27 protein-coding genes and 2 riboswitches are annotated in these 24,015 nt (G+C 37.1%); of the genes, 9 read left to right on the plus strand and 18 right to left on the minus strand.

What is annotated here, in order from left to right; genetic code table 11:
- Nucleotides 1-454: 454 nt before the first annotated feature.
- The 3 genes from ACFCYJ_RS17855 to ACFCYJ_RS17865 all read right to left on the minus strand — a co-directional run bounded on the left by ACFCYJ_RS17855 (nucleotide 455) and on the right by ACFCYJ_RS17865 (nucleotide 3,294).
- Nucleotides 455-1,759 (minus strand): NCS2 family permease, encoded by a 1,305-nt coding sequence (locus tag ACFCYJ_RS17855; protein ID WP_376075507.1) that lies wholly within the window; start codon nucleotides 1,757-1,759, stop codon nucleotides 455-457.
- Nucleotides 1,760-1,891: 132 nt separating this feature from the next.
- Nucleotides 1,892-1,993, minus strand: a riboswitch (purine riboswitch).
- A 241-nt stretch (nucleotides 1,994-2,234) separates the two neighbouring features.
- On the minus strand, nucleotides 2,235-2,903 hold the full coding sequence (locus tag ACFCYJ_RS17860) for an MOSC domain-containing protein (RefSeq protein ID WP_376075508.1): 669 nt from the start codon (nucleotides 2,901-2,903) through the stop codon (nucleotides 2,235-2,237).
- A 175-nt stretch (nucleotides 2,904-3,078) separates the two neighbouring features.
- Nucleotides 3,079-3,294 carry a hypothetical protein gene (locus ACFCYJ_RS17865; protein WP_376075510.1) on the minus strand — a complete coding sequence of 72 codons (216 nt, stop codon included), beginning with the start codon at nucleotides 3,292-3,294 and terminating at the stop codon, nucleotides 3,079-3,081.
- A 157-nt stretch (nucleotides 3,295-3,451) separates the two neighbouring features.
- On the opposite strand from ACFCYJ_RS17865, the gene ACFCYJ_RS17870 reads away from it, so the two are divergent.
- Genes ACFCYJ_RS17870 through ACFCYJ_RS17880 form a run of 3 tightly spaced genes read left to right on the plus strand, consistent with a single transcriptional unit; the run spans nucleotide 3,452 to nucleotide 4,855 of the window.
- Nucleotides 3,452-3,889, plus strand: coding sequence for a LytTR family DNA-binding domain-containing protein (locus ACFCYJ_RS17870; RefSeq protein WP_376075511.1), 438 nt, complete (start codon nucleotides 3,452-3,454; stop codon nucleotides 3,887-3,889).
- Complete coding sequence (locus tag ACFCYJ_RS17875) at nucleotides 3,886-4,302, plus strand: hypothetical protein (protein WP_376075513.1); 417 nt, start codon at nucleotides 3,886-3,888, stop codon at nucleotides 4,300-4,302. The genes ACFCYJ_RS17870 and ACFCYJ_RS17875 overlap by 4 nt, the downstream gene beginning before the upstream one ends.
- 10 nt (nucleotides 4,303-4,312) lie before the next feature.
- A complete protein-coding gene (locus ACFCYJ_RS17880) occupies nucleotides 4,313-4,855 on the plus strand; it encodes a DUF7010 family protein (RefSeq protein ID WP_376075514.1) in 543 nt (180 codons plus the stop codon).
- A 47-nt stretch (nucleotides 4,856-4,902) separates the two neighbouring features.
- On the opposite strand, the gene guaA is transcribed toward ACFCYJ_RS17880, so the two are convergent.
- The 9 genes from guaA to ACFCYJ_RS17925 all read right to left on the minus strand — a co-directional run bounded on the left by guaA (nucleotide 4,903) and on the right by ACFCYJ_RS17925 (nucleotide 15,190).
- Complete coding sequence (gene guaA, locus ACFCYJ_RS17885; RefSeq protein ID WP_376075516.1) at nucleotides 4,903-6,450, minus strand: glutamine-hydrolyzing GMP synthase; 1,548 nt, start codon at nucleotides 6,448-6,450, stop codon at nucleotides 4,903-4,905.
- A gap of 151 nt (nucleotides 6,451-6,601) precedes the next feature.
- Nucleotides 6,602-6,703, minus strand: a riboswitch (purine riboswitch).
- A gap of 35 nt (nucleotides 6,704-6,738) precedes the next feature.
- Nucleotides 6,739-8,931, minus strand: a complete 2,193-nt coding sequence (locus tag ACFCYJ_RS17890) for a transglutaminase TgpA family protein (protein WP_376075518.1) — start codon at nucleotides 8,929-8,931, stop codon at nucleotides 6,739-6,741.
- Entirely contained in the window at nucleotides 8,928-10,109 is a 1,182-nt protein-coding gene (locus ACFCYJ_RS17895) for a DUF58 domain-containing protein (RefSeq protein ID WP_376075519.1), read from the minus strand. Before ACFCYJ_RS17895 ends, ACFCYJ_RS17890 begins: the two co-directional genes overlap by 4 nt.
- Nucleotides 10,106-11,050 carry an AAA family ATPase gene (locus ACFCYJ_RS17900; RefSeq protein WP_376075615.1) on the minus strand — a complete coding sequence of 315 codons (945 nt, stop codon included), beginning with the start codon at nucleotides 11,048-11,050 and terminating at the stop codon, nucleotides 10,106-10,108. The genes ACFCYJ_RS17895 and ACFCYJ_RS17900 overlap by 4 nt, the downstream gene beginning before the upstream one ends.
- A 234-nt stretch (nucleotides 11,051-11,284) precedes the next feature.
- Entirely contained in the window at nucleotides 11,285-11,965 is a 681-nt protein-coding gene (locus ACFCYJ_RS17905; protein WP_376075520.1) for an ABC transporter ATP-binding protein, read from the minus strand.
- Entirely contained in the window at nucleotides 11,962-12,771 is an 810-nt protein-coding gene (locus ACFCYJ_RS17910) for an ABC transporter permease (RefSeq protein WP_376075616.1), read from the minus strand. The genes ACFCYJ_RS17905 and ACFCYJ_RS17910 overlap by 4 nt, the downstream gene beginning before the upstream one ends.
- Nucleotides 12,771-13,223, minus strand: coding sequence for a nitrous oxide reductase accessory protein NosL (locus ACFCYJ_RS17915; protein ID WP_376075521.1), 453 nt, complete (start codon nucleotides 13,221-13,223; stop codon nucleotides 12,771-12,773). Before ACFCYJ_RS17915 ends, ACFCYJ_RS17910 begins: the two co-directional genes overlap by 1 nt.
- Nucleotides 13,220-14,491, minus strand: coding sequence for a right-handed parallel beta-helix repeat-containing protein (locus tag ACFCYJ_RS17920; protein ID WP_376075523.1), 1,272 nt, complete (start codon nucleotides 14,489-14,491; stop codon nucleotides 13,220-13,222). Before ACFCYJ_RS17920 ends, ACFCYJ_RS17915 begins: the two co-directional genes overlap by 4 nt.
- A gap of 60 nt (nucleotides 14,492-14,551) precedes the next feature.
- Nucleotides 14,552-15,190: a nitrous oxide reductase accessory protein NosL gene (locus tag ACFCYJ_RS17925; protein ID WP_376075525.1), complete on the minus strand. Its 639-nt coding sequence runs from the start codon at nucleotides 15,188-15,190 to the stop codon at nucleotides 14,552-14,554.
- Between the two features lie 311 nt (nucleotides 15,191-15,501).
- Here ACFCYJ_RS17925 and ACFCYJ_RS17930 point away from each other — a divergent pair, with 311 nt between their 5' ends.
- Nucleotides 15,502-15,789, plus strand: coding sequence for a hypothetical protein (locus ACFCYJ_RS17930; protein WP_376075527.1), 288 nt, complete (start codon nucleotides 15,502-15,504; stop codon nucleotides 15,787-15,789).
- A gap of 102 nt (nucleotides 15,790-15,891) precedes the next feature.
- Here ACFCYJ_RS17930 and ACFCYJ_RS17935 read toward each other — a convergent pair whose 3' ends face one another.
- Entirely contained in the window at nucleotides 15,892-16,212 is a 321-nt protein-coding gene (locus tag ACFCYJ_RS17935; protein ID WP_376075528.1) for an NAD synthetase, read from the minus strand.
- 256 nt (nucleotides 16,213-16,468) lie between these two features.
- Between ACFCYJ_RS17935 and ACFCYJ_RS17940 the strand changes: the two genes are divergently transcribed.
- Both ACFCYJ_RS17940 and ACFCYJ_RS17945 read left to right on the plus strand, forming a co-directional pair.
- The gene (locus tag ACFCYJ_RS17940) at nucleotides 16,469-16,600 is read left to right on the plus strand and encodes a hypothetical protein (RefSeq protein ID WP_376075530.1); all 132 of its coding nucleotides are present in this window, start codon (nucleotides 16,469-16,471) and stop codon (nucleotides 16,598-16,600) included.
- Nucleotides 16,578-16,829: a hypothetical protein gene (locus tag ACFCYJ_RS17945; RefSeq protein WP_376075532.1), complete on the plus strand. Its 252-nt coding sequence runs from the start codon at nucleotides 16,578-16,580 to the stop codon at nucleotides 16,827-16,829. The genes ACFCYJ_RS17940 and ACFCYJ_RS17945 overlap by 23 nt, the downstream gene beginning before the upstream one ends.
- Here ACFCYJ_RS17945 and nadE read toward each other — a convergent pair.
- From nadE to ACFCYJ_RS17960, 3 genes are all read right to left on the minus strand, one after another.
- Nucleotides 16,790-17,614 (minus strand): ammonia-dependent NAD(+) synthetase, encoded by an 825-nt coding sequence (nadE, locus tag ACFCYJ_RS17950; RefSeq protein WP_376075533.1) that lies wholly within the window; start codon nucleotides 17,612-17,614, stop codon nucleotides 16,790-16,792. The two genes, ACFCYJ_RS17945 and nadE, sit on opposite strands and share 40 nt — an antisense overlap.
- Before the next feature lie 21 nt (nucleotides 17,615-17,635).
- Nucleotides 17,636-19,096, minus strand: a complete 1,461-nt coding sequence (locus ACFCYJ_RS17955; protein ID WP_376075535.1) for a nicotinate phosphoribosyltransferase — start codon at nucleotides 19,094-19,096, stop codon at nucleotides 17,636-17,638.
- 201 nt (nucleotides 19,097-19,297) lie between these two features.
- Nucleotides 19,298-19,798 carry a methylated-DNA--[protein]-cysteine S-methyltransferase gene (locus tag ACFCYJ_RS17960; protein WP_376075537.1) on the minus strand — a complete coding sequence of 167 codons (501 nt, stop codon included), beginning with the start codon at nucleotides 19,796-19,798 and terminating at the stop codon, nucleotides 19,298-19,300.
- A gap of 119 nt (nucleotides 19,799-19,917) precedes the next feature.
- Between ACFCYJ_RS17960 and ACFCYJ_RS17965 the strand changes: the two genes are divergently transcribed.
- From ACFCYJ_RS17965 to ACFCYJ_RS17975, 3 genes are all read left to right on the plus strand, one after another.
- Entirely contained in the window at nucleotides 19,918-20,649 is a 732-nt protein-coding gene (locus ACFCYJ_RS17965; RefSeq protein ID WP_376075538.1) for an ABC transporter ATP-binding protein, read from the plus strand.
- Entirely contained in the window at nucleotides 20,646-21,398 is a 753-nt protein-coding gene (locus tag ACFCYJ_RS17970; protein WP_376075540.1) for an ABC transporter permease, read from the plus strand. Before ACFCYJ_RS17965 ends, ACFCYJ_RS17970 begins: the two co-directional genes overlap by 4 nt.
- Before the next feature lie 75 nt (nucleotides 21,399-21,473).
- Nucleotides 21,474-22,448, plus strand: coding sequence for a proline dehydrogenase family protein (locus ACFCYJ_RS17975; protein ID WP_376075542.1), 975 nt, complete (start codon nucleotides 21,474-21,476; stop codon nucleotides 22,446-22,448).
- 236 nt (nucleotides 22,449-22,684) lie between these two features.
- Here the strand turns inward: ACFCYJ_RS17975 and ACFCYJ_RS17980 are convergent, their stop codons facing one another.
- Both ACFCYJ_RS17980 and ACFCYJ_RS17985 read right to left on the minus strand, forming a co-directional pair.
- Nucleotides 22,685-23,227, minus strand: a complete 543-nt coding sequence (locus ACFCYJ_RS17980) for a methyltransferase (RefSeq protein WP_376075544.1) — start codon at nucleotides 23,225-23,227, stop codon at nucleotides 22,685-22,687.
- Nucleotides 23,228-23,400: 173 nt separating this feature from the next.
- Nucleotides 23,401-24,012 (minus strand): response regulator transcription factor, encoded by a 612-nt coding sequence (locus tag ACFCYJ_RS17985; RefSeq protein WP_323651140.1) that lies wholly within the window; start codon nucleotides 24,010-24,012, stop codon nucleotides 23,401-23,403.
- Nucleotides 24,013-24,015 lie beyond the last annotated feature (3 nt).

The following is a 24,015-nucleotide window of genomic DNA, read 5'->3' on the forward strand; positions in this document are numbered from 1 at the left end:
GTAGTTGTTGTTGTTGTTGTTGTTGTTGTTGTTGTTGTTGTTGTTGTTGTTGTTGTTGTTGTTGTTGTTGTTGTTGTTGTTGTTGTTGTTGTTGTTGTTGTCGCTTCGCACAGTTAAATTGCCTCAGTACGCGGCGTTCTTAGACTGAGTTCCTCTATTTCAGCGGGTGTACAAACACCCACTGAAAGGAGCTAAAGCGAGTTTCTTCTATAGTATATAAATCTACTACACATGAATGTTATAAGTTCTACATTTACACTATAAACGCTTATTTAAATTCCTCCTGATTTCTCATATTAGCGACTTCCCTTTTCTACTGCAGAAATTGATGAAGATTTTTTATCAATAAAATTGTTTTATATTTTTATAGTTTTTATAAGAAAAGCACCTACAATTGTTAGTTTCATTTCTAACAATTGTAGGTGCTTTTTATATTTCTATTGTGTATTTATACTTAGCGTACCCATATAAAGTATGCAAGGAAGACAAAGAATAATCCGTACATCATAGGGTGAATTTCTTTTTTGCGACCTGCTAAAAGCATTGTTATTGGATAGAATACAAAACCTATTGCAATACCTGTAGCAATTGAGTAACCAAGAGGCATCATTACTACTGTAAAGAAAGCCGGTACTGCTATTTCGAATTTATCCCAATCAATTAAACGTAATGAAGATACCATCAGAACACCTACTATAACTAGAGCAGGCGCTGTTACTGCTGGAGTAACCACAGCAAGTAACGGTGAGAAGAATAATGCTACCAAGAATAGCATCGCCGTTACAACAGCAGAGAAACCTGAACGAGCACCTGCTGCTACACCAGAAGTTGACTCAACATAAGCTGTAGTTGTTGATGTACCAAATAAAGAACCAATCGTTGTTGCAAGAGCATCCGCCATCAATGCACGGCTTGCACGTGGCAATTTATTATCTTTTACTAATCCTGCTTGTGTCGCAACTGCCATTAAAGTTCCTGCTGTATCAAAGAAATCTACAAACAAGAATGTTAAGACAACTACTAAAAATTTAACGTTTAATAATGAACCGAAGTCATGGAAAATTGGATCTAAAGCTACCATAAACGTAGAGTCCACACTTGGAATTGCTGAAACAACTGCTGTAGGAGGATCAATAACACCTGTAATCATACCAACAATTGCTGTTACAACCATCCCTAGGAAAATACCAATACTACGTAGTTTAATAATAAGAATAATTGAAAGGACAATCCCGAATACAGCTAGTAAAGTTGCACCAGTGAATGTTCCTAAAGTCACCAATGTAGCTGGGCTAGCAACTATAATGCCTGCTCCTTGTAAACCTACAAAAGTTATAAATAAACCAATACCTGCTGAAACTGCATATTTAAGTTGTACTGGAATTGCATTAATTACTGTTTCACGAATACCCGTTAACGAAAGAATGATAAAGATAATCCCTGAGAAGAAAACACCTGTTAAACCAGTCTGCCAAGGAATACCGTAAGCTCCGACAACAGTGAAGGCAAAGAATGCGTTTAAGCCCATACCAGGAGCAAGTGAAATCGGGAATTTGGCGAATATACCCATAATCAGAGAACCGACTGTAGCTGCTAATGCTGTAGCAACGAATACAGCACCTTTATCCATTCCTGCATTTTCTAACATACCAGGGTTAACAGCTAAAATGTAAGCCATGGCAAGGAATGTAGTAAAACCACCTATTATTTCGCGGCGATAATTAGTTCCTAGTTCATCGAACATGAAATACTTTTTCATTTTAAAGAAATCCTCCGTATGGTCGTCTTCAATATCGAAAACAAAAAAGACACACTGACTACTCTACTAGTCGCATGTCTACGATACATTTCATCACAGTTATTGTGAGAAATTAATTAGTGTCTATACATTGGTATATATAACTAAAATCGTAGTCAAGTTATTTACGGTAACTTGGTAGAAACTCACGGGCCTTATCCCCGACATTATACGACGACATATTTAATTTACAATCGTAATATATCATTTCACTTTTCAGATTTCAACCCTATTTCCGAACATTTCTCACAAAAGTTATACGAAAGTTCGTGTAAAATTCTTTTTTATTGTTCACATTTTAAGAAATCGTTGCATAAATAGGTTAGGACTGAACGTTTTATTGTTAGTTATAAAATAAAAAATCCCCTAGGATCCATTCGAATTCTAGAGGATTTTAATATAGTGATTACAGGGAGCTCCTTTGATCAACATATGTTTAATTCATCACTTTACTTTGCAAGAGCTGAATCCTTTTTTCTAATTTTTGTTTCCAATCTTCTGCTAATGCATCAACCGCTTGTATACGTTTCATCGCAAGTGCGTCTTTGTTTTTAAAGTACACTTCGTTGCAATGCAAAACCGAAACACGTGCAGGGTGCTTTTCCACTAACTCAATTTTTGAATCTGCACAGATTGTCCCTTCTACCAGTACACGTGCAAGGAAGCCCGTATAACCTGTTTCAATTAAACGTTTGAGTAAAATGTTCGCCTCAGTATATTTATCAATCGTACTACACGGTACACGTCCTTGGGTAATTTGGATGACAGCATCACCTATTTTATAAATATCGCCAATACAAATATCAGCTTCCAACATATTCGTTACTGTTAAGTTTTCACCGAATGCTGCAGTCGGCAACGGTTTACCAAGTTCCTGTTCCCATTGTATGTAATGCTCCTCAGGATATAAACAAATGGCACGGTCAGGACCACCATGATGTTTTTTATCTGCTACATCGTCCCCCTCAAATCCACGAGCGGACAAATAAACTTCTTGTACTTTTCGTTTTTCAATCCCTGTAATCATTGAGCGCCCATTACTATAATGCAATTCTTTCGGCATACCAATAGCAAGTGTATGAATCATCGCAATATTGTTTTCCATTTCCATCCCCCTAAACTAAACAACGACATAGAGTCTTATTTATATTCATTAGTTTACTATACCTAACGCTTCGAAAGTATTATCCTTAAAGAAAGAATTTCAAGAACTGTAATATATTGCGGCTTAATATCCTCTACTTTCTCAACTCCTCATTCCATCAAAACATACAGTCACTTTAACTTCTTTCAGCGGGTGCCCACACATCCGCTGAAAAGCAACTTAAACCCGCTTTCATTTCACCAGCTATAGAGGTGGGAGACTTCTGTACCTGTCGCTTCGTTTTCAGTACATAAGACATTTGTAGCTGACGCTTTGCTTTCGCTACAGAGAAAAATTGTAGCTGACGCTTCGCTTTCGCTACAAAAAACATTTGCTGAAAGAAGTTAAACACCAATTGAAAATCTTTAAGTTTTTTGATGGTGTGAAAACAGTAGCTTTAAATTTACTGAATCAGCGTTGTAACAAAGCCTATTTTTTTTGCAACAAAACGAAAAATCATCGTAAGTTCTGAGAAGTGTTGCTACGATTAAAACAGAAAGGAGATCAACATGAAATTCAACTATATTTGGAAAAACAATCAATCATCTTCTGAAATTGAGATTATCAGTAATCCATCGAATAAAGAATTGCTTTCGACAATTGAACAGCATTTTTTTCAATCTATAACATTAAGCGCAACAGATTTCAAAACAAATCGTCAGGTTATGATTGAACTCAATGACATCGAAGCAGTTGAAGCATCCGGTCATTTTACCAAAATCCTTTTAATAGATGGTACAGAGCTATTGTTGAATAAGATTTTAAAAGAATTATCTTACTTGGAATCATTCGGATTGGTTAGAATCAATTCGATGATTTTGAATTTGAATCAAATACGCTCATTTGCTTCGGGAAGTCATGCTAGATTGGAAGTTATTACAAAACAACAAAATAAGTATATTGTCAGTAGACATTATGCAAAATCTATTAAGGAGAAATTGATATGATAAAAGACTTAAAAAATAGCTTTTTTTACGTTTCATTTTTGGGGTTGATTTGGATTGTTTTTTTAATTACTATTTTTAATCTTCACGAAGAAATAGTCAACTTTCTTTATATTTGGAATTTAATTGGTATTAGTGTTCTGATGGGGATTGTTTTTGGTATAGCTTATCCATATTTGTGGAACTACTCAACATTAAAAGTAACATCTAAAATTACTATTAGTACTTTTTTGAATTTTTTCTGTGGTATAGGAAGTGTATATCTTTTTTCACTGAAAGTATTTGCAATTATCAAACCTTATTTATTGCTAATTTTAGTGATAACGTTGATTGGTCATATCATAGGATTTTACTTTTTCTCAAAATATGAAAATAAAAAAATAGCGGATAGTTTGAATAGATCACTTGAAAATTAAGGAGACTGAAATGAACCTCAATACTAGCTTACAAGTACTATTAAAAGATATTGCTCAGAAACAAAAGAAGGGGCTTCCTTTTATAATGGCCTCAATATTTATTTGGGGAGTTATCACAACAATCACGTTGCTGCCTTTAGATTTAATGATGAAAAATATTGGTATTTTATCTTGTGGTGCATTGCTGTTTCCTGTTTCGATTCTTTGTGCCAAAATATTAAATGTTGATTTATTTTATAAAGAAAACCCATTGATTAATGGACTATTGATTGCAACAAACAATCAAATTTTATATTTAATTATTTGTATTCTTCTATTGATTAAAGCACCAATGTGGGTCTTACCTGTATATGCAATTATTTACGGTGCACATTTGTTACCATACTCATTCTTTTATCAATCAAAAAGTTATCGATATAGTTCAATATTTATTTGTATAGCTATTTCGATAAGTATAATTTTATTCAATTTAAATATTATTTTTGTTCCGCTTATCGTAGAAATGGGTGTACTTTTCTTATTTTTAATGCTAAAAAAGGAAATAAAAAGCTAGTCTGAAAAAATCAGACTAGCTTTTTGTTCGAAATCAAATGAAGGGGATTATTCCCACTCGATAGTTGCAGGTGGCTTAGATGTAATATCATACAGTACGCGGTTAACGTGTTTTACTTCGTTTACTAAGCGGACAGAGATTTTCTCTAGTACATCCCAAGGAATGCGTGCCCAGTCAGAAGTCATACCGTCGATAGATGTTACCGCACGGATACCGATTGCATAGTCATACGTACGTGCATCGCCCATTACGCCAACTGAACGGATGTCAGGTAATACCGTGAAGTATTGCCAGATGTCGCGATCAAGACCAGCTTTTGCGATTTCTTCACGTAAGATGAAATCGGATTCGCGTACGATTTCTAGTTTTTCTTCTGTTACTTCACCAAGTACACGGATACCTAGACCTGGGCCTGGGAATGGTTGACGCCAAACGATTTTTTCGTCAAGGCCAAGCTCTAATCCTAATGCGCGCACTTCGTCTTTAAATAACGTGTTAAGTGGCTCAATTAATTTGAATTGCATGTCTTCTGGAAGACCACCAACGTTATGGTGTGATTTAATTGTTTGTGCAGTTGATGTTCCAGATTCAATGATATCTGTGTACAGTGTACCTTGTGCTAGGAAGTCCATTCCTTCAAGTTTATCCGCTTCTTCATCGAATACGTAAATAAATTCGTTACCGATAATTTTACGTTTTTGCTCTGGATCAGAAACGCCTGCAAGTTTATCCATGAAACGTTGACGTGCATCAATTTTAATAAGATTCATGTCAAAGTCTTCAGTGAATGTTTTCATAACTTGTTCAACTTCACCTTTACGGTTTAAGTTGTGGTCAACGAACATACAAGTTAGTTGATCACCAATTGCTTTATGAATTAGAACAGCAACAACTGATGAGTCTACACCACCAGAAAGAGCACATAATACTTTTTTATCGCCTACTAATTCGCGGATTTTTGCGATTTCAAGTTCAATGAAGTTTGCCATTGACCAATCACCTTTTGCTCCACAAATATCGAATACGAATTGACGTAATAAGTCGTTACCATATACAGAGTGACGTACTTCTGGGTGGAATTGTACTGCATATAGTTTACGCTCTACATTTGCCATTGCTGAGATAGGGCAAGCAGCACTTGTTGCGATTACTTCAAAACCAGCAGGTACTTCTGTTACATGGTCACCGTGGCTCATCCATACGATTTGTTCAGTTGGTAAGTTACCGAATAACTTGTTTGAAGCTGTTACTTTAATTTCTGCTTTACCGTATTCACGTGTTTCAGCACCTTCAACTTTACCGCCTTGCGTATGTGCCATTAATTGCATACCATAGCAAATACCTAGGATTGGTAAGCCTAATTCGAAAATAGCTGGGTCTACATGGAAGGCATTTTCGTCATAAACTGAGTTTGGACCACCTGAAAAGATAATACCTGTTGCGTTCATACCTTTAATTTCTTCTGCTGTAATCGTATGAGGATGTAACTCACTGAAAACACCAAATTCACGGATACGACGCGTAATCAATTGGTTAAATTGGCTACCGAAATCAAGAACGACGATTTTTTCTTGCTCTAATAAGCTTGCTGACAATATTTCCACCTCTTCTACTATTTTTAAAGGACTTTTCATATGTTCAAAGAAAAACGCGTATGAAAGTAAAAACTTCCTACGCGTTCATAAGCTCTAAATTTATAAAGGTGAATGCGTAACAAAGAAAAGTGATTTACTAACCTTCTCACCTAACCAAAACATTCACCTTCATAGAGAAATCATTTACGGTGATTTCGTAGAAACATCCGAACCTTATTATCGAACTTATATGAAAGCAATCCTCATCATATATAATTTTTTTCATTTTACTCTTTGTACCCATCAAAATCAACCGATAGTGCGATTGATTAAATTTTCCCAACTTTCTTTCAGTTTCATAAAATCAACTTCTTGTTTATCTTTGCCATAAATATGTTGCTCATATACAGCAGTCAGTTTTTGCATCTCTTCTGTCTCTAGCGACTCATCTACTCTTGTAGCAAATGCTCGTAATGTTTCGCCATCTTTCCGGCGTAATCCAATACGAGATAATTGCTTCGTTAAAACATGGTACGAAGCATCGAAATTTGTCCAGTCCGCTTCTTTTTTACGAAATGCGCGTACTTGCATTTTAGGTATCCACGTTTTACGTTGCATAAACAAAGCGATACCAGCGATGATCATTAAAATGACTAGAGCAATCCATACATAAGTAAGTTTTTTCACCCATGTCCATACAGACTCAAAGCTAAACGATGTTGAGCTAGAAGTTTCTTTCTTCGGCTCTTGCTCATCCTTCTTTGGTTGCTCTTGCTCTTGTTCTTTTTCTGACTCCAGTACTTGATCCTGCTGAGGAGTGTCTTGCTCAATATCATAATCGATATTCACATTTCCTGAAAATCCGATTGTCGGTTCAAATTCCATCCAGCCTGTTCCAGGTACATATGCCTCCACCCACGAGTGTGCATTATCATTTGTAATTCGATACTCCTGTAAACCATCTGATATTCGACCAGGATTACCAGGTGCAAAGCCTTTCACCCAGCGTGCAGGTATCCCTGCCGAACGTAGGAGCACGACCATTGATGTTGAGAAATTATCACAGTAGCCCACTTTAGTATCGAATAAAAACTGGTCAACATAATCTTGACCCTCAGCCGGGATGGCTACTTCTTTTTTATCGTATCTAAAGCCATGAGATGAAAAGTATTTTTCAACTGCTTTTATTTGATCATAAACCGAAGCTTTATCCTGTGTGATTTCTTTCGCTAAATTCCCTACACGTTGTGGAAGTGTATTTGGCAATTGTAAAAAACGGTCAAAGGACGAATCAACTGTTTTTAGTGTGGATGGTTTAGACATTTGGAGCTGTTCCATGCTATATACTGGCTCACTATAAGATATCGTATAGTTAGATAATAATTTTGACCCGCCATTCTGTTGTTCTATTGCTATTTTTTCAGTTTGTCCATCTTGAATAAATAGCGGTGAATCTTGGGTAGAAACAGATATCATGCCATATGTTTGAATTAAAAAAGGCATTGGAACAGCAATATCCATTTGAACCTGCCGCTCGGTTTCAGGAGCTCCAACTTGTAACGAAGTTTGGATAGGGGTATCGGTCTGGTAGACATTTTTGCCAAAGTTCCCCTCCGAAAGAATCCAGCCCTTCGAAGTATAAGTATCCTTTGTATCTATACGCCAATAATGACGATCAGGGGAAGCTGCAGTAAAAATTAGTGTGTTATCACCTTGAAACGGTCCTCCTAATCGGCTATCATCCTCGCTGTAACCAACTGTTTTTTCGCCTGTTCCAAAGTTCCCTTGCCCCGTAACCTCTTTAATAAAAGGTACTGGATCAGCCCAAGTCGGTCCTGTCTTAGGTAAAAAAAATGCCACTACACTAACAAGCATTACCGAAACGATCATTGGAATAACCAGTTTCCACTTTCCTATGACATTGCTCGGTGCATCTGTTTGAAGCCATAAACGCTTAACAAAAAGCAAGCCTGTCATTATTAATCCAAGCACTATAACTTTAACAATTGCCATCTTCCCATCATAGTCACTAAATGTATCAAGTGTGGCAATAAAGAATACTGTTAACGCGAAGAAATAGAATATATTTTTCCGCACAGTTATCCAGTGATGAATTAGGTATATTAACATCCAAATAAGCGCAACGAATAGCACCGTTCTAAATGAATCCGATACTTGTCCAAAATCGCCCGAAAGAATAGTAGACATATTCCATTTCAACTCATGCAGTAAAAATGGTATTGTCTGTCCAGAAAAAAAGGGCTTTTCACTATAAACAAACACTATAAACCAAGTAATATAACCAAATTTAACTAATCCTGACAATATTGGATGCACTTGAAATAAACTGAGTACCAATGATAAACCGATAAACACTAAAAATAAATGAACCAAGCCTGTATTTGTTAGCTGCATTACGGGAATAAGCCATTCACGTAAAATTAGAAAAATTATTACGTATGCTATTGCTAATTCTATAAAATTTCCTAGTGATTTTTTCACGGCTTCATCACCTCCGTGAACAGATGGTAATAATCTGTTGGATTTACATGTACAACTTGGATTTGCTTATAACGCTTCGCCAGCTCTGTTTGCATAGGTGGCTGCTCCGCTACTACAAAACAAATACAGCTTTTCACCATATTGGCTAGAGAATGAAGTAATTCATCCGATACTTCATTCGTAACATATAGTAATGTTGCAACATGCTTAAACACTTGCTGATCTCGTAATTGAAATTTGACAGTTTCAGCAGGTTTTATAGCAGCTAAATGATGCATTACTTGGTCTAGCTGCTTATTACCTTGGATAATCGGAAAGACCTTCGTTTTAGAACCAGCTGAAACAAATGAAATATCTCCATGTTCTTCGACAATGGTTTGTAGCATCGATGCTACAAGCTCAATTTTTTCTTCAAATAAGGGAGACTTTCCTGCATGGAGTACCAACATTAACTCTTGTGATTGACGATCTTCAAATTCCTTAGATTGCAACGTTTGTGTTTTCGCAAATGATTTCCAGTGAATCCACGAAAAACGGTCACCTGGAACATACTCACGTAAACCAACAGCCATGGATGTATCCTTAACAATTGAATAAGGTGACATCATTGTACCAACATCAAATTTTGTTCGAAGCGCGGCATATCTCATCTCGCGTACTCTCGGGTAAACTAAAATGACTTGTTCCTTTTCTGCCGCAACTCGCTTTTTTGCCCAGCCAAAAAAATCACAGAAAACAATATTAACACCTAAGTAACGATGCTCGCCACGGGACATATTTTCCAGCACATAATTCCAGCTAAATTTTTTCCTAAAGCCAACGAACATAATGGTATTCGTTCCTTGTACCCTCGATTGAATAAGGACTTCACTGTTCACAAGTTCCTCCATCATCATATAAGCAAACGGAAAGCGTGTTTTTCGTTCTACCGTAATTGTTACCTTTGCAGATTGACCACTCTCAACGCGGGAGGGCTCAATTTTGCGTTCCACCAGTAAAATATCTTCTTTCACTAGTAAGAAAATAATTGCGTATAACAAAAACGGACTAACTGTAAAAAATACAAACCAACTGACAAATCCACCTTGGAACATGGCATAACAAAACGTTATGATCATTAACAAAGAAACTAATAAGAAATGTTTACTTTTCTCTATTAAAGCTTGCCATTTCTTCATTGCTCTGCAATCCTCTTTGTTGGTACAGGTATTTTCGCAATAATTCGCTCAATAATTTCCTCTGCCGTTACGTTATCATAGCGAGCATCTGGCTTTAATACTAAACGATGGCTAAAGACAAATGGTACTAAATATTGAACATCATCAGGAGTAACATAACTACGCCCTTTTATAAATGCATAAGCTTGTGAAGCTTTCATTAAAGCAATCGTTGCGCGAGGACTTACGCCTAAATGTACATAGCTATTTTCCCTTGTTTGAGTCGCTAATTCGACCATATAGTTTTTGACTGAATCTGCAACATACACACCCTGTGCAAGCTCCTGCAATTCAATTAATTGCTCAACTTTTAGCACTGCTTCAATTTTTTCAATCGGTTTACCATGCTCAGCACGACGAAGAATCTCCACTTCTTGTCCCCTTGAAGGATAGCCCATTTTTATTTTTAGTAAGAAACGATCCAGCTGTGCTTCTGGTAACGGATATGTCCCTTCGTGCTCAATTGGGTTCTGAGTGGCCATAACGAAAAATGGCTGATTGATCGTTAAGGTTTTACCATCAATCGTGACAGATGCTTCCTCCATCCCCTCAAGTAAAGCAGATTGCGTTTTTGGAGATGTGCGGTTAATTTCATCCGCTAAAATTACATCTCCCATGATCGGACCAGGTCGAAATTCGAACTCCAGCGTTTTCGGATTATAGATTGACACTCCAACTACATCTGACGGTAATAAATCCGGTGTAAATTGAATCCTTTTAAATTGTGCATCAAAGGATTTTGCCAATGCTCGTACCATCATTGTTTTACCGACACCCGGTACGTCCTCAAGCAAGATATGTCCCTTTGCCAACAGGGCGACAATGCTGAGCTCTGCAACCTCTCTTTTACCGATCATTACTTTTTCTATATTTTCTAATACATCTTGTATTTGTGAATTCACCAATCAAAAACCTCCTATTTCACCCAAAAATTGTTTGAATTGAATGATAACTTCTTTAAGAATAACGAAATATGTTTAGTAACACAATTATATGAGACGCTCATCTATTGCTTTAACCCTGTAATCTGAGCACTTAGCGAGAAAAGTAATAATACTTCAGCATGAAAAAGAAGGCTTGCCTGAACAATCAAAGCAAACCTATCTTTTAGTATAACGTCATTACCTATCAGAATGTTACAGATTTAATTTTTTTAACCATAAATTCTCTAACGAAGATGAATTTTCTTGTAAAAGTATTTCCTCTAATTCACCAGAAATAAGTATGTTTCCTTCATGTAAAATTAACACATCGTCCGCTACTTCCTCCGCAAAAGCAAGCAAATGCGTAGAAAATATGACAGTACAGCCCCTTGTTTTTTCCGCTAGCATCATTTTTTTCAGTTCTGCAATCCAGTAAGGATCAAGACCATTAGTCGGCTCATCTAAAATAAGCAAAGAGCCTTCACCGAGTAAACTTTGAGCGAGATTAAGTCGTTGACGCATCCCCTTTGAGAAATGCTTCACTTTTTGCTTTCGAACATCCCATAAAGCAACGCGCCTCAGTACCTCCTCCTGTTCCTTTTTACCAATCTTCTTCAAAGAGGCAAGTAGCTGCACAATTTCTGCTGCTGTTAACATAGACGGAAAATCCACATCATCTGGCATGTATCGAATGGCTTGTGGTTTATGCCATATTATTTCTCCTGATTTTTGCTTTTCCTGCCCAGTTAGCAGGCGAATTAAAGTACTCTTTCCAGCACCATTTCCCCCTACAAGCGCTAAAATACGCCCCGTCTGTAAAGAAAAGGAGGCTTCATGAAGACCTCTATTATTATCATAGATATTCGATAACTTCTTTGTTTCTAATAGCATCATCTTCTATCCCCTTTCTTTAATAGTAAGCTAGTGTAAGCTAACGGACATACTATCCAAAGCAATGTCACAGCTACGTATACTGCATAACCTAGTGGCGACGAATAAAACTGCGTTACTTTATAAAATGCTGGTCCAAGAACACTCGCCTGATCTGTAAAAATAAAGTAACCAAAGCGTAGCCACTCCACAGGATTAATATGTATCGCTATAATCGTCAGTTTTTGAAGAATATGCCCCGCCACGACAGTTCCAATAGCCATTAAAGCGTAAGAGATTAGCAATAAAAAAACGGACCAAAAAACAAGTGATAACGACAGTGCAAATAATCTTGTTTTCGCAAAGGCTCCCACTGCAATGGCCAATGACACAAAAATGAAGATGCATAACAAAGTTAGAATAATGAAGATAAATGGTAAACGCACTCCACCAAGAAATCCACCAAGCGCTAATATTACGCCAAACGCTACGGCAACGACCAATAAAAAAGCAAGTACAGAGGCAATATACTTTCCTGCAATATATTGCCTACGTGTCATCGGATATGTTTTTAATAATGAAAACCATCCTGATTCCACATCACCAGCTACACTCATACTACCGATAGTTAATATAAACAGTGGCAATAAAAACAACAATACATTTAAAAAAGAGGCTGTCTGTCGTGTAAAACCTGCAACATCTGGTAACGCCATTTGCTGAATGACAATGATAGCTGTAAAAACGAATGTGAAAAGTATGCCTACAAGTTGCATCCACCGACTTCTGAGCATTTGCTTTAATTCTAGTTTAATAAGCATACTATTCATCACTTATGGATCCCCCATTTAAAATCGTGTAAATCCTTATAGGCAAGTAGCTGACCTTCTCCCTCTTTAGTCATCCATTCCTGCGCTGCTTCCTTCGCATCGAATGCAACTACCCCATAATTCATCGGCGTCCAATAATCCTTGTTGTACACATAAACAGCGTTAAAAACGTCAATCCATTCATTTTTTGCCGCATCTTTAATATAGGCTGCTCCAACCTCATCTTCCCCATTCGCTTTCATATATTCCATAAGACAGCCAATGTCATCAAAAATTTCATAATCACCATTCTTCAATGCAATCTGGCCAGCATATGCATTATGGACTATACTCATATTGCAAATTTTACAAACATCAGTTTCACTAACTATTTCACGAGGTTCATATGTTTTTTCACTACAGCCCACCAATACACCACAACTTAGCAATACACACATCATCCATTTTTTCATTCTGTTATTCCTCTTTTCCATAGCCATAAACTACTTAATGCCAAGAATAAACCTAATAGCATTTGCAACACATTCATCTTGTTCTTCTTTTGCACATGCTTCATCGTCAATTTTGGCTTATGATCAACAAGCATGTTCTTTTCAGTTTTATTAATTTGCTGATCCAGCGATGTCAGTAAAAGGACGCTCGGAGATGCCACGAAATATTGGTAAACAGGCTGGCGTACCATCCATTGACCAAAGCTTGACACAGCCACATATGGAATATCACCGATACCATTGTCTTTTAAATCAATCCCTGAGTAGTCATCATAATAATTATTTATTAGTTGAAAGCCTTGCTGATCGGAGCGCGCCGTTAAAATATTACCTGTAAAGTTATTACTACTAGCCAATGTGTCGTTACTTACCTTTGTACCTTCAAGGGCAGTTTGGTTCATCTGAAAATCATTTGTTTCAATTTGGATAGTTGAACTTTTCTGCATGGCAACACCAGTCCGATTATTTTTGATTGTGTTATGTTTAATTTTTGCTTGCTGCACATCATACAGCAGCATACCGTAGCCATTAAAATCAAAATGATTAGCTATTGTATTATTTTCAAGGAGTATGTTTGTTGTCATCATAATCATAAGGCCAGTCACATTGTGAACATATGTATTAAAAAGTGCTTCGGCATCACTTGTATACATAAAATGCGTACCATAACGACTGCTTGTCACCTTATTATGTTGAACAACAATATGCTTGACCTCTTCTATATAAATTCCGTCCTGCACTTGCTCAATAGTATTGCCTTCGATGGTGAGGTCCTCACTCTTAAAGACAGCCACCCCATTACCTTTTTTGGAATAATGACCTTCAATACCGGTCACATTGATTTCATGTATGCGTACATTTTTGGAGCGTTGTATATGAACGCCTGTATGGACATCTTTAATTTGTAACTTACGTAGCTCAAGTCCGTCTACAGTACTAACAACGATCGCTTTACTTTTTCCTGATAACGTCATATTTTCCACACTGACATTAGCAGTGTTTTCAACTCGGAGTGCTGGTTTGTCACTTTCACCAATTAGTTCAGTTCCCTCTTCGCCTTGTAGCGTTATCGGTTTTGTCACAATGAAATTACCTCGGTAACGACCAGCAGGAATATGAACGACCTCCCCTGGCTTTGCGACATCAATCGCCTCCTGTACATCAAAATCGGCGTACACTGTCTGACTCATGAATAGAAAAAATAATAAGGCCAACCCTATTTTTTTCACAAATCCTTACCTCCCAGTTCAGCACGAAAAGACTAGAGGAATTTCCCCTAGTCCATTCGATTAATGGCCATGACCATCAGGTTTCTTTTCTTCCATATGCATAGAATCAGATTCACCTTTGGCTTCTTTTTCAGCTTTTTCTTTCATTTTCTTTTTACGACGCTCTAATGCATCGTCTTTAATTTTTTGTAATTCCTCTACATGTGCAGTTGGATTGTCAGCGATATATTTGTCTGCATCAGCTTTATTGGTGAAATAAATATATCCCCAGTTCATTGGAGATTTTAGGTCTGTTTTGACGATAGTTGCATCGTCCACCTTTACCCAATCTTTTGTGATAAAATCACGTACAAATTTTTCGTTCGTTTCATTATTTGCAACCTCGGCATTTACTAAACAGCCTATGTCATCATAAAAGGCAGTAGTTCCATCCTCTTTTATTGCTTGGGTAGAGAATTCACCCATATCTTCATCCTTCATATATACTTTCATATTACACATTTCACACATTGTATCTTCTTTTGGCTCTTCTAAACGTGGATCCACTAACGAAGCGACTTGTTTAGTTTTATCCTTTTCTTCTGCTTCATTTGCTGCAACATCTTGCTTCGTTTCTTCTTTCTTAACTTCTGTTTTTTCTGTACCACAAGCCGCGAGTAAAAGTAATACTGCTAGTACAGGTAACCATATTTTTTTCACAATTGCTTCCTCCAATTTCTTTTTTCTATTACTAATAACTACTTTACAGGTAAGTTGTGAAATAAGTTAAAAATCACTGTGAAGTATTGGAAAAATTACCTTGAATATTCATTGAACATCTCGACTTCAAATATTTTGAATAAAACATATATCAATTCTATTTTTCGGATAATTTAGGTTACAGGTCAATGTGATTAAGGTGCCATATTTATGGCTCTTCCGCAAAGCGAGGGGTTGATCTCCGTTCCGACCGGGTGCTTTGTTGCTGACGCTTCGCTTTCGCACAGAGCAAAGCTTCCTGGGGGCGTCCGATGAGCCGCTTGGGCCAACACGATGTTGGTCACGAAGGCGTTATCACAGGATGTGATGGTTTTAGCCTTCGTTCCTCTATCGCTAATCCCCGAGGAGTCGCCCAGCCTCCACTCCAATCAACTATTTGCCAATTATGTATCTTCTCGCATGTCATTCTTATTTATAGTAATAAATCAAAACTTCAGTACCATTTCTTTGAGAAAGTGAAGCGGCAGCAACAATATGCTTTATCTGTGCGACAGCAACAAATGATTTCATGGTCTAACCTGAAATTACCCTCCTGTTAAATGCCACAACATTTGCAAAAATTGCATTGACACCATTTTGTTTTTCAACACATTAAAAAACTCCCTACATCCAGAATGATGTAGAGAGTTTGATTTACGATATTATATGGAAGAACGGTAACTATTGAGAAGCTTCTTTTGCTTGCTGACCAGACTAAGCTTAACGGCAGTTTCATTTAATTCATTGCGTATTTGCAAATCGTAAGCACTGTCCACATAACTAGCCGCTACTTTATCTGGACGTTGCTGCTGAATTTGTCTAGTGTTACTTATATGTTTTTTATCTTTATTCTTTAGCAAACTGTTTTTAAACTGTTTCTTCGGATTTTGTCCGAAATTATGGCTTAAATCCCCAGCATGTAGATACTGTTGTTCATTACGAAATATACTACTAGTCGTCGAACTCACTCTAGAAGTCCTCATAAATAATTACCCTCCTTTACTTTTTATCAACTTTGTAGGTATATATATCGACATTATATGCTTGAACTTAATAATACAGAACCAAATTGCTTAAAAAAGAGAGAAAAGAGCTATAAGAAAAAGTGTTTTTCACTTTTTCGTTATAACTCTTTTCCCAAATATTACTCATAGCGTGGGGTTGATTTCCGTTCCGGCTGGGCGCTTTGTTGCTGCCGCTTCGCTTTCGCGCAGAGCAGAGCTTCCTGGGGGGCGTCCGATGAGCCGCTTGGGCCAACACGATGTTGGTCACGAAGGCGTTATCACAGGATGTGATGCTCTTAGCCTTCGTTCCCCTAGTTGCTCGCTCCAGGGTCTCGGGCCAACAGATGTTTTCTGCGCGAAAGCGTAGTGCTAACGAAGCGGCAGCAGCACCGATGTTGGTCACGAAGGCGTTATCACAGGATGTGATGGTTTTAGCCTTCGTTCCTCTATTGCTGATCCCCAAGGAGTCGCCCAGCCTCCACTCCAATCAACTTATATACAATGGGATATTTTTCAATAAATATCATTTATCTTTAAGTGATGAACCTTATAAATATCATTTCCAAAAATCATCAAATATTGTAATTGGCATATGACGTTTGTGCTGTGAACGTAAATAATGCCCTTCTAATGTTTTACGAGCTTCTTCAGAGATAGCCTTGCCCTCTAAATAATCATCAATTTGGTCATACGTTAAACCAAGGGCTACTTCATCCGGTAATGAAGGACGATCTTCCTCTAAGTCAGCAGTTGGTATCTTCAAATATAAGTGCTCCGGGCAATCAAGTGCTGCTAACAACTGCTTACCCTGACGCTTGTTGAGACGGAAGATTGGCATTAAATCTGCACCGCCATCCCCAAATTTTGTGTAAAAACCTGTAATTGCCTCCGCAGCATGATCTGTCCCTAGCACAACAGCATTATTCATAGCAGCAGTAGAATATTGCACCTTCATTCGCTCACGTGCCTTTTCATTCCCTTTGGCAAAATCGCTTAGTTCAATACCTGCATTCGTTAATGCTCTAACACTTGCATCGACTGCATCTTTAATGTTTACTGTAAAAGTTTTCGTAGGTTTTATATAGTCAATCGCATCCTGACAGTCCTTTTCATCTGCTTGCACACCATATGGTAAACGAACAGCCCAAAATGTGTACTTTGTTTCTCCCACCTCGGCATTTAATTCATCAACCGCAAGCTGCGTTAATTTTCCAGTTAACGTGGAGTCTTGACCACCTGATATTCCGAGAACAAACCCCTTTACAAAGCTATAGCGACGCGCATATTCCTTTAAAAAATCAATGGATTTGCGAATCTCTTCCTGCGCATCAATAGTAGGTAATACACGTAATTCCTTAATGATTTCTTGTTGTAATGTCATTTGTCCTTCACTCCTTACGCTTTACAATCGATTGACCATTTCACTTACTTCTTCAATATTGCGCATTTTATTATTCCAGCATTTTTGGCTTAAATCGACTGGGTATTCCTCTGGATTCATGGCACGTTTATATTCATCCCATAACAACTCTAAATTATCTGCTGCATAATCGCGCATTTCTTCCAAAGTAGGATTTTGATATTGTATTTCGCCATTTTTAATCACATGATGATGTAAATTCTTAGCTTCAAAGTTTGTAACAAATTTTGATACGAATGTATGAACAGGATGGAACATTTTAATGCGTTCCTCTGATTGAGGATTTTCATCGTGCATCGTAATGTAGTCTCCCTCTGCCTTGCCATTCTTTCTATCAATAATGCGGTATACATTTTTAAGACCTGGCGTCGTTACCTTTTCAGTATTCGCTGAAATTTTAATCGTATCTTCTAATTGTCCATCGTTATTTTCAATAGCAACCATTTTATAAACAGCCCCTAAAGCAGGTTGGTCATAAGCGGTAATGAGCTTCGTACCAATTCCCCAGACATCAACTTTTGCACCTTGAGCCTTTAAGTTTAATATCGTATATTCATCTAAGTCATTAGATACGATAATTTTAGCGTTCGGGAAACCTGCTTCATCTAACATACGACGTGCTTCTTTTGACAAGAATGCAATATCCCCACTGTCTAAACGAATTCCAATAAAATTAATGTTGTCACCAAGCTCTTTAGCCACTTTGATTGCTGTTGGCACACCCGATTTCAACGTATTATAAGTATCTACAAGGAATACGCAATCACGATGACGTTTTGCATAGGAATGAAATGCATCATAATCATTTTTATAGGCCTGTACAAGTGCATGCGCATGTGTACCAGATACTGGTATATTAAAAAGTTTTCCTGCTCGCACATTACTAGTCGAAGCAAAACCGCCTATAAACGCTGCACGTGTTCCCCAAATTGCTGCATCCATCTCATGCGCGCGTCGTGTGCCGAACTCCATTGCCACTTCATTTTTTATAATTTGTTTAATACGACTAGCCTTCGTTGCAATTAATGTTTGGTAATTCACAATGTTAAGTAATGCGGTTTCGATTAACTGCGCTTCCACTAAAGGTGCTTCGATGCGGACAATTGGTTCATTAGCGAAAACCGTTTCCCCTTCCGCCATCGAATACATATCCCCCGTAAAGCGAATATTTTTTAAATACTCGATAAAATCCTCTTTATAACCAACCTCTTCACGCAAATACGCTATGTCCGAATCACTGAAACGGAAATCACGTAAATATTCAAGAATTCTCTCTAATCCCGCAAAAATTGCATAACCATTGCCAAACGGTAACTTTCTAAAATATAATTCGAAAACTGCTTTTCTATTATGTATACCATCAGCCCAATACGATTCTGCCATATTGATTTGGTACAAGTCCGTGTGTAGCGCTAAGCTATCATCTGCATAGTTTGATCTCACAAGAAACCCCTTCTTCCGCTTTGATAATTAGTCCTAGTATACACTATATACCCAAATTCTTGCGTATTACATCCTTCTGCTTTCACTTCTTTTAACACCACATATATAGTATTTTTTTAGCTTTCGTTTCTTTCATACAAAAAACACGAATCCACATAATCTTTGGTGAAAGTGTTTCCTCAAAGGTTATGTGGATTCTTTTTATGCTCTCTCTATCTCTAGTAAAAATTCTTTCATAGCAAGCCCACTACGGAAGCCTGTTAGTTTACCATCTTTGCCAATCACACGATGACAGGGAATAATCGCCAATATTGGATTGGCACCAATTGCACTGCCTACAGCTCTTACTGCTTTCGGATTGCCGATACGGTGTGCAATATCTGAGTATGTTGTAGTTGTACCATATGGTAGCGCCTTCAACTCATTCCATACTGCTAATTGAAATGGTGTCCCTTTAACATGAATTGGTAAATCAAACTTAGTAAGTTCCTTATTAAAATAAGCCGACAATTGCTTAACATATTGCTGCAACTTTTCTTTATTCTCTTCAAAGCGATAGCCTTTAAATGGCTTTTTTGCCCACACTTCCACCTCTTCAAATGATGCATTTGGTGTTCCGATATATACTAGTCCATCATCTGAGGCAACGATATACATTGTGCCTTGTGCATATGTTAATGTATCTACATATAATATATCCATTCTCTATTCCCCCTTAACTTAATTATTTCCCACTGTCTGTAAAATGTTAAATGTCTTTAGCTTCCCTTTGTTTCATGCTACAGTTATTTTACCTATTAGTATAAAGGAGTTTTAACTTTATGAATACGTCATATGAGCCTGCCATTCACTTTCAACAGGTCAGCTTTTCAGCGAATGACAAGACGATCTTACAATCGATTACTGGGTCATTCCCTAAAGGAAAAATCACTACATTAGTCGGCCCTTCAGGTGCTGGTAAAACAACTCTACTTAAATTGTGCAATGGACTATTATCACCTACAGATGGTCAAATATTAATTGATAATCAAAACATTTCTACCTACGAGCCAACCGCTTTAAGAAAACACGTGAGCATGGCTCTTCAAGCGGCCCCTATGATAGAAGGGACTGTATTTGAAAATCTTGCGCTTCCTCTTACGTTACAAGGAGAAAAGCTTACAGAGCAAGAAGCCATCCAATATTTACAAGATGTCGGACTTGATCAAAGCTTTTTACAACGCCCTACGAATAAATTATCAGGTGGACAACGACAAAAAGTCTCAATTGCAAGAACACTTATTAATCAATCCTCCATTTTATTGTTAGATGAAATCACATCTGCATTAGACCGTCAATCCGTGCAGGAAATTGAGACGCTTATCGCTACAATCAACAAAAAGTTTAATGTCACAATCATTTGGATTACTCATAATTTACAGCAAGCACTGACAATCGGCCACTATACATGGGTCATGATGGATGGGGAACTAATTGAAACTGGACAAAGCTCCTTACTTAACGCACCTAAAAATCCACGTGTCGCTGAATTTGTACAGGGGGTGAATGAATGACGTATACTTCGCTTTCCTTAACGTTAATTTTTGTGTTAATTCCTCTTCTACTGTCAAAAACCTTAAAGCTAGGACTTGAAAAAGATACGCTCATAGCTACTATTCGTTCTATTATTCAATTACTTGCCGTCGGTTACATTTTGAAATTTGTCTTTGATGCTCAAAGCTATAGTTATATCTTCCTCATGATTGCATTAATGATTTTAGTAGCAACACTCAATGCTCGTAAAAAAGGGAAGGGCATTAAAGGCATTACATGGAAAATAGCACTAACACTCATTGTAGTTGAATGTGTTACACAAGGGGTATTGCTTGGTTTTAATATTGTACCATCAACAGCGCAGTATATTATTCCAATTAGCGGCATGATGATTGGTAATTCAATGGTATTATCAGTTCTATTTTTAAATCGTTTCACATCAGAAATCGCAAGTCATCAGAACGAAATTGAGTTAATATTATCGCTTGGTGGCACACCAAAACAGGCTATTCATCGACAGCTAATGAATGCGATAAAAGCAAGTATGATTCCTACAATCGAAAGCCAAAAAACAATTGGTCTTGTTCAATTACCAGGTATGATGAGTGGTCAAATAATTGGCGGAGCAGATCCTATTCAAGCGGTGCAATTCCAACTATTAATCATTTTCGCCCTGCTAACAGCAGCGACATTATCAAGCATAATGATTGGTTTTTTAAGTTATCCTGCACTTTTTAATGAACGCATGCAAATCCTTGAAACGAAATAATCGTTATATTAAAAACAATATATATTTTCTAAATTATGTTATAATAAAAAGAAAATGCAGTGAGGAGAATGACCCATGTTATTACGCGATTTTTTCATCCATTTATCTGAAAACCAACTATTAAATAGTACTGCAAAAAAATACGGCCTAAAATTAGGAGCACAAAGTGTAGTAGCTGGTACAAATATTGAAGAAACGATTGCTAGTATCAAAGAGCTAAACGCGCATAAAATCTCTTGTACAGTAGATAATTTAGGGGAATTTGTTTCAACTGAAGAAGAAGCAACAAAAGCTAAAGAACAAATCCTTGCTGCTATTGAGGCTATTCACGAAAATAGCGTTGATGCGCATATTTCGTTAAAGCCATCTCAATTAGGTTTAGATATTGATGTTGATTTTTGCTACGATAATTTATATGAGATTGTAGAAAAAGCAGCAGCATATAATATATTCGTAAACTTTGACATGGAAGACTACAATCGTTTACAAACATCCTTTGATATGGTTGAAGAGCTATCTAAAACGTTTAATAATGTGGGCACTGTTATCCAATCTTACTTTTACCGTGCTAAGGACGATATCGAAAAATTCCAAGACTATCGCCTTCGTATCGTAAAAGGTGCTTATAAGGAGCCTGTAGAAGTTGCTTTCCAAGATAAATTAGATATTGATTTAAATTTCATCGAGTTAATTGAATATCATTTACTACATGGTAAATTTACGTCCATCGCAACACATGACCATAATGTTATTGCACACGTAAAACGCTTTGTAGCGGACAATAATATTCCACTTGATAAATTCGAATTCCAAATGCTTTACGGCTTCCGTACAGATCTGCAAAAAGAGCTTGCAAAAGAAGGCTATAACTTCTGTGTATATGTACCATTCGGCGAAGATTGGTACGGCTACTTTATGCGCCGTTTAGCGGAGCGTCCTCAAAATCTTAATCTTGTTACAAAACAAGTATTTACGAAAAAAACGAACACAGTCCTAGCTGTAGCAGCAGGTGCATTCGTTCTTGGACGTTTAACAAAACGTAAAAAATAAGGTCTAACATAAAGAAGCCAGAAGCTTAATTGAATAAGCTTCTGGCTTTAGTCTTTCAAGAACGTACCTTCCACAGGCAAACACTAAACTGCTTCCCTCACTCTATGCTTTATTTCAGATTCTCAGTTTAACTGTTATTCCCGCAAGAGCAATTCCATTTATTAGAAGTCCATTAAAAGCGTGTAATAAAATAATCAGTGAGGGTAATAAAAAGCCCCACTGATTAAAGATTTATATTATTCAACATGTAAAGCAATGGTTGAAACAATGGATTCTGCTGCATACTCCCATTTACCATCAATAAGACTACCTAATTTTTGCCCAAGCTCTTGGATCATTTCTAGCGTAATCGGGATATCATTTTTTTGCGCTAATGTAGCAATAAATGGAGCAGATAAACTTGTCCATCCTCCTCGATCAATTTTGATCTCCACTTGTTTTACTTCTCCATTTTCTTTTTCAATGCGGTAGTATAATTGATCATCTGGACGCCAGCTTAAGTGGTGGGAGATTTGCCCATTTACAACTGTTAGATGATCCATTTTTGTAATAGAAACAGGTTTTATATTAAATTCATGACCTAGTACATTTAGTTTTTTGATTTCAGGTCCAACTAATGCTGCCTGAACAGCTTTATCCATACTACTTTCTAATGGGATAGATGACTCTGTCTCAACTATCTCGTTGCTTGCAGCCAAAACTGCTGAAGGATTTGCGCTTGTCACGACAAATGTTGTAGCTAAAAAAGCTATTGAAGTAATTTTCGTTATTTTATTCATAATTATTTCCATCCTTCCCATTAAAACGTTTTACATTTACTAAATATTATCATTAGTAGTCAAAATATACAATACCAATTAATCTTTTATAATGACAAAAGGCACTGAATTCAAATTATTCAATGCCTTTTGTCTATTTTTTTCTTATTTTTTTCTTAGGTATAAGTGTATTATTACTTATTCCACCCTTTTTCCTTAAAACGTGCAATGGCTTCAATACGATTCCCAACATTTAATTTTTCTAAAATAGTGGAGATATAGTTGCGGACAGTCCCTGCCGATAAAAATAATTCTGCAGCAATTTCTTTTGTCGTCTTCCCCTCTGCAACAAGCGTCAGTACCTGGCTCTCACGGTCAGTTAAAGGATTTTCACTATCATCCTCATAGACAAAATCAACGAGCTCAGGCGCATATATTCTTTTGCCGTCCATAATTGTGCGAATGGCACTGGCCAATTCTTCTATCGGACTATCCTTTAGTAAATAGCCACGAACGCTAGCCTTTCTTGCACGCTCAAAATAACCTGGCCTTGCAAATGTCGTTAATATAATTACTTTACAATTAGAACCTGTGCCATGCAGTTCCTCGGCAGCATCCAATCCAGTTTTTACTGGCATTTCAATATCCATAATACAAATATCAGGCTGATGCTCTTCAACAAGCGCCAATGCTTCCTCACCATTTTTTGCTAAGCCGACGACCTCCATATCATCCTCCATACTAAGTAATGAACGGAGTGCGCCTAATAGCATACCCTGATCTTCAGCAATTACAATTCGTATCATGTC

The organism is Lysinibacillus sp. NPDC056232 (genome assembly GCF_042267565.1).
In the GTDB taxonomy this organism is placed as follows: domain Bacteria; phylum Bacillota; class Bacilli; order Bacillales_A; family Planococcaceae; genus Lysinibacillus.

What these genes read in the sequence shown, in the direction of transcription:
- ACFCYJ_RS17910 (WP_376075616.1), bottom strand. Translation starts at nt 12,771, where the DNA reads ATGAATAGTATGCTTATTAAACTAGAATTAAAGCAAATGCTCAGAAGT.
- ACFCYJ_RS17855 (WP_376075507.1), bottom strand. Translation starts at nt 1,759, where the DNA reads ATGAAAAAGTATTTCATGTTCGATGAACTAGGAACTAATTATCGCCGC.
- ACFCYJ_RS17965 (WP_376075538.1), top strand. Translation starts at nt 19,918, where the DNA reads ATGAATACGTCATATGAGCCTGCCATTCACTTTCAACAGGTCAGCTTT.
- ACFCYJ_RS17880 (WP_376075514.1), top strand. Translation starts at nt 4,313, where the DNA reads ATGAACCTCAATACTAGCTTACAAGTACTATTAAAAGATATTGCTCAG.
- ACFCYJ_RS17960 (WP_376075537.1), bottom strand. Translation starts at nt 19,798, where the DNA reads ATGGATATATTATATGTAGATACATTAACATATGCACAAGGCACAATG.
- ACFCYJ_RS17935 (WP_376075528.1), bottom strand. Translation starts at nt 16,212, where the DNA reads ATGAGGACTTCTAGAGTGAGTTCGACGACTAGTAGTATATTTCGTAAT.
- ACFCYJ_RS17915 (WP_376075521.1), bottom strand. Translation starts at nt 13,223, where the DNA reads ATGAAAAAATGGATGATGTGTGTATTGCTAAGTTGTGGTGTATTGGTG.
- ACFCYJ_RS17945 (WP_376075532.1), top strand. Translation starts at nt 16,578, where the DNA reads ATGTTTTCTGCGCGAAAGCGTAGTGCTAACGAAGCGGCAGCAGCACCG.
- nadE (WP_376075533.1), bottom strand. Translation starts at nt 17,614, where the DNA reads ATGACATTACAACAAGAAATCATTAAGGAATTACGTGTATTACCTACT.
- ACFCYJ_RS17940 (WP_376075530.1), top strand. Translation starts at nt 16,469, where the DNA reads ATGAGCCGCTTGGGCCAACACGATGTTGGTCACGAAGGCGTTATCACA.
- ACFCYJ_RS17980 (WP_376075544.1), bottom strand. Translation starts at nt 23,227, where the DNA reads ATGAATAAAATAACGAAAATTACTTCAATAGCTTTTTTAGCTACAACA.
- ACFCYJ_RS17870 (WP_376075511.1), top strand. Translation starts at nt 3,452, where the DNA reads ATGAAATTCAACTATATTTGGAAAAACAATCAATCATCTTCTGAAATT.
- ACFCYJ_RS17970 (WP_376075540.1), top strand. Translation starts at nt 20,646, where the DNA reads ATGACGTATACTTCGCTTTCCTTAACGTTAATTTTTGTGTTAATTCCT.
- ACFCYJ_RS17975 (WP_376075542.1), top strand. Translation starts at nt 21,474, where the DNA reads ATGTTATTACGCGATTTTTTCATCCATTTATCTGAAAACCAACTATTA.
- ACFCYJ_RS17860 (WP_376075508.1), bottom strand. Translation starts at nt 2,903, where the DNA reads ATGGAAAACAATATTGCGATGATTCATACACTTGCTATTGGTATGCCG.
- ACFCYJ_RS17985 (WP_323651140.1), bottom strand. Translation starts at nt 24,012, where the DNA reads ATGATACGAATTGTAATTGCTGAAGATCAGGGTATGCTATTAGGCGCA.
- ACFCYJ_RS17905 (WP_376075520.1), bottom strand. Translation starts at nt 11,965, where the DNA reads ATGATGCTATTAGAAACAAAGAAGTTATCGAATATCTATGATAATAAT.
- ACFCYJ_RS17930 (WP_376075527.1), top strand. Translation starts at nt 15,502, where the DNA reads ATGAGCCGCTTGGGCCAACACGATGTTGGTCACGAAGGCGTTATCACA.
- ACFCYJ_RS17895 (WP_376075519.1), bottom strand. Translation starts at nt 10,109, where the DNA reads ATGAAGAAATGGCAAGCTTTAATAGAGAAAAGTAAACATTTCTTATTA.
- ACFCYJ_RS17875 (WP_376075513.1), top strand. Translation starts at nt 3,886, where the DNA reads ATGATAAAAGACTTAAAAAATAGCTTTTTTTACGTTTCATTTTTGGGG.